Annotated in this window: 4 protein-coding genes; 2 read left to right on the top strand and 2 right to left on the bottom strand. The window is 69.1% G+C overall.

All coding sequences use genetic code 11. The annotated features are described in order from the left end of the window. Positions 1–97: 97 nt before the first annotated feature. Positions 98–889 carry an ABC transporter permease gene (locus HUK84_RS13080; protein WP_176640686.1) on the top strand — a complete coding sequence of 264 codons (792 nt, stop codon included), beginning with the start codon at positions 98–100 and terminating at the stop codon, positions 887–889. A gap of 18 nt (positions 890–907) precedes the next feature. Here HUK84_RS13080 and HUK84_RS13075 read toward each other — a convergent pair whose 3' ends face one another. Further along, a complete protein-coding gene (locus HUK84_RS13075; protein ID WP_317135286.1) occupies positions 908–1,927 on the bottom strand; it encodes an adenosine kinase in 1,020 nt (339 codons plus the stop codon). Positions 1,928–2,272: 345 nt separating this feature from the next. Here HUK84_RS13075 and HUK84_RS13070 point away from each other — a divergent pair, with 345 nt between their 5' ends. Continuing rightward, positions 2,273–2,956, top strand: coding sequence for a bactofilin family protein (locus HUK84_RS13070; RefSeq protein WP_374729342.1), 684 nt, complete (start codon positions 2,273–2,275; stop codon positions 2,954–2,956). Between the two features lie 173 nt (positions 2,957–3,129). Here HUK84_RS13070 and HUK84_RS13065 read toward each other — a convergent pair. Beyond that, positions 3,130–3,335, bottom strand: a 206-nt coding sequence (locus tag HUK84_RS13065) for a GcrA family cell cycle regulator (RefSeq protein ID WP_218064364.1), incomplete at its 5' end; no start/stop codon positions are given.

The following is a 3,335-nucleotide window of genomic DNA, read 5'->3' as shown; positions in this document are numbered from 1 at the left end:
AGGCCGCCTGGGTCGCGCTGCTGACCCTGGCCGGCCGGGCGGCCCTGCGGCGGACCCTGGCCCGGCTGGAGGTCCAGGGCGGATGAACGAGGTGCGGATGAACGGGATCAGGCTCTGGCTGCGCTATCTGCGCGCCTCGCTGGCCGGTCAGGTCCGCTATCCGGGCGCCTTCGCGCTGCAGCTCGCGGGGCACCTGGCCACCACGCTGATGGGTTTCGCCGCGATCCTGATCCTGTTCCGCCGCTTCGGCACCCTGCATGGCTGGAGCGTCGGACAGGTCGCGCTGTTCTACGGCCTGGTGAATGTCGAATTCGCCCTGGCCGAGATGGTCGGGCGCGGCTTCGAGGCGTTCGGCGAGGAGTTCCTGCGCACCGGAGAATTCGACCGCGTCCTGCTGCGCCCGCGCTGGACGGTGCTGCAGGTCCTGGGCCACCAGTTCCGGCTGCGGCCGCTGGCGCGCCTGGCGCAGGGCGGCGCGATCCTCGCCATCGGCCTGGCGACGGCGCCGGTGCGGCCCGCCTTGTTCAGCCTGCCGATGCTGGCCTGGACGATCGCGGGCGGCGTCGCCTTCTTCCTGGGGGTCCTGGTCGGGCAGGCCGCCCTGTCCTTCCGCACGATCGAAAGCCTGGAGGTCGCGAACGTACTGACCTATGGCGGGGTCGAGGCCGGGCAATATCCGTTCGACCTGTATGCGCGCTGGTTTCGCGTGCTGATGACCTATGTCGTGCCGCTGGGGGCCATCAGCTACGCGCCGGTACTGGCGATCCTGGGCCGCGCGCGGCAGCCCGCGCTGGCCTGCCTGGCGCCGGCGGCGGGCTTCGCCTTCCTGGCGCTCATGCTGGGCATATGGCAGGCAGCGGTCCGCCGCCACGCCTCGAACGGAACATGAAAGAGCCCGGCAGGCGTCCTACAGCGCGATATCCTGCCGCAGGTTGAGCAGCGGGCGCGCCCCGAAATGCGAGATGATCTCCGACGCCGCCACACTGCCCAGCCGGCCGCATTCCGCCAGGGTCCGGCCCGACGTCCAGCCGGCCAGAAAGCCCGCGGCATAGGCGTCGCCCGCGCCGGTCGTGTCGACGACCTGGGTCGCCACGGGGGCGACGTCGATCCGCTCATCCCCCCTGATGATCACGCTGCCCTGCGCCGAACGGGTCAGGACCGCAAAATGCGTGTCGGCCGCGGCATGGGCCGCGGCGGCCGCGAAATCCTCGGTCTGGTACAGCGAACAGACTTCCTCTTCATTCGCGAACAGGATGTCGACATGTCCCCTGACCAGCGCGCGGAAGGCATCGCGATGGCGCGCGACGCAGAACGGGTCGGACAGGGACAGCGCCACCTGCCGCCCGGCACCGTGCGCCAGCGCCGCGGCATGGCGGAACGCGTCCTGCGCGTGGGGGGGATCGAACAGATAGCCTTCCAGATAGGTCACGCGGGCGCCGGCGACGATGTCGGCCATGACGTCTTCGGGCCCGAACGACACGCAGGCGCCCAGATAGGTGTTCATCGTCCGCTGCCCGTCCGGCGTGACCATGACCAGGCAGCGCGCGGTGGGCTGGCGGCGCGCGATGGCGCCGGTCAGGAACGAGGACGGGAAATGAATGCCCGAATCCCGCAAATCTGCGGCGAAGGTGCGGCCCGGGCCGTCATCGGCCACCTTGCCCAGATAGGCGACGCGCGCCCCCATGTTGGCCGCCACGACACAGGTATTCGCCGCCGATCCGCCGCCCATCTCCCGCTCGCGCGGGATCATGTCGTACAGCGCCTCGGCCCGCGTGGCGTCGATCAGCATCATGCTGCCGGGAATCATGTCCTGCGCGATCAGAAAGTCCGGTTCGACGGGCGCCAGCACGTCGATGATCGCATTGCCGATCCCCAGAAGGTCGAACCGGCATTCCGCCGCCTCTCCGTCCGCCGTATCCTTCTCAATCGACACAGACATTTCGCTCCTTCGGCTCTGGCGGCAGGATCTTCCGTTCGCCCGCCATCAAATGGACAAGATCGTCATCCAGACGCCGGCACGCGCTCGGAGCCCGTCATTCCCGGACGGGCTCTAACATCGGAAGGGAGACGCCCGCAATGGAACAGATTTCATGTGCGGATGCTTGACGCATGGTGCTTGTTCGGCTCCGATCCCTGCGTGTAATCGTTCCTGACATCGGTTTTTCGAAAAATCCGGCTTTCCCGGAAAGCCCGGATTCTCCAGAAGACCCCTGTCCCTGACCGGCCGGGCCCCCACCCGGCGCCACCCTATCGAAGACCAGCGGGGTATCTTTTGTTCAAACGACGCAAGCCAGAAGACGACGCCCCCGCCCAAGGCGGGTCGTCCTCGGCCGGCCGCCCGGCCAGTCCGCAGACGCATTTCCCGCCGCCGCCGGCGGGTGGCCGGCCCCTCTCTCCCGTCGCGGCATCCGGCACCGCATCCCCCTCTTCTCCCCCGTCCAAGGAATCTGCCGCCATGGCTCGTGCCCCCTTTCCTCCCGCGCCGCCCCCGTCCCCCGCTCCGGTTCCCGGCGCCGCCCAGCCGGTCCGCCCCGGCATGCCGCAGGGCCAGCGCAAGGAAAATCTCGACCGCCGGACCCTGGTCGTGGGCCGCGGCATCAGCGTGCAGGGCACGATCCAGGACGCCGAGCGCCTGGTGGTCGAAGGCACGGTCGAATCGTCGATGATTCACGCCCAGGAACTGCAGGTCGCCCATGGCGGCATGTTCCGTGGCGAGGTCGAGGTCGAGGACGCGGACCTGGCCGGCACCATCGACGGCACGCTGACCGTGCGCGGCAGCCTGACGATCCGCGCCACGGGACGCCTGCTGGGCAAGGCGAAATGCCGCCGCCTGCAAGTCGAGGATGGCGGCCAGGTGACCGGCCATCTGGAAATGATCACCGGCACCGCCCCCCTGCCGGCCGGCCTGGACACCCCGGCTCCGGCCGCCGCGCCGGAAGAGCCCGAGACGATCTGAACCTGACCGTCCGGCCGGACGTGAATCCGGCCGGACGTCCGGCGCACAGGCGAAAAAAAGGCCGTCGCGGATCGAGACTCCGCAACGGCCTTTTTTCTATCGTGACAGGCAGGCAAAGAGAGTATTCAGTTCCCCCTGACGCAAGCCCCGGTCAAGCCCCAGTCAAGCTCTGCTCAAGCCACGTTGTCGCGTCGGTCGCGCAGCTTCACATAGGCCAATTGTGCATGCTCGGCGCAGTACGGCTTGCCGGGTACCGGGGTCGCGCCACAGAAATGAAAGCCCGGCGTACCCGGATCGCCCAGCGGCCAGCAACAGGTCAGGCCGCTGCGACGCGGCGCGGGCGTGCCGACCGCGCGCAACGGCGGACGGGCTTCGACAC

It is taken from the genome of Nguyenibacter vanlangensis, from assembly GCF_013376155.1.
In the GTDB taxonomy this organism is placed as follows: Bacteria; Pseudomonadota; Alphaproteobacteria; order Acetobacterales; family Acetobacteraceae; genus Gluconacetobacter; species Gluconacetobacter vanlangensis.
The sequence above is the reverse complement of the archived record's forward strand: the minus strand, read 5'-3'. Positions and strand labels throughout refer to the sequence as shown.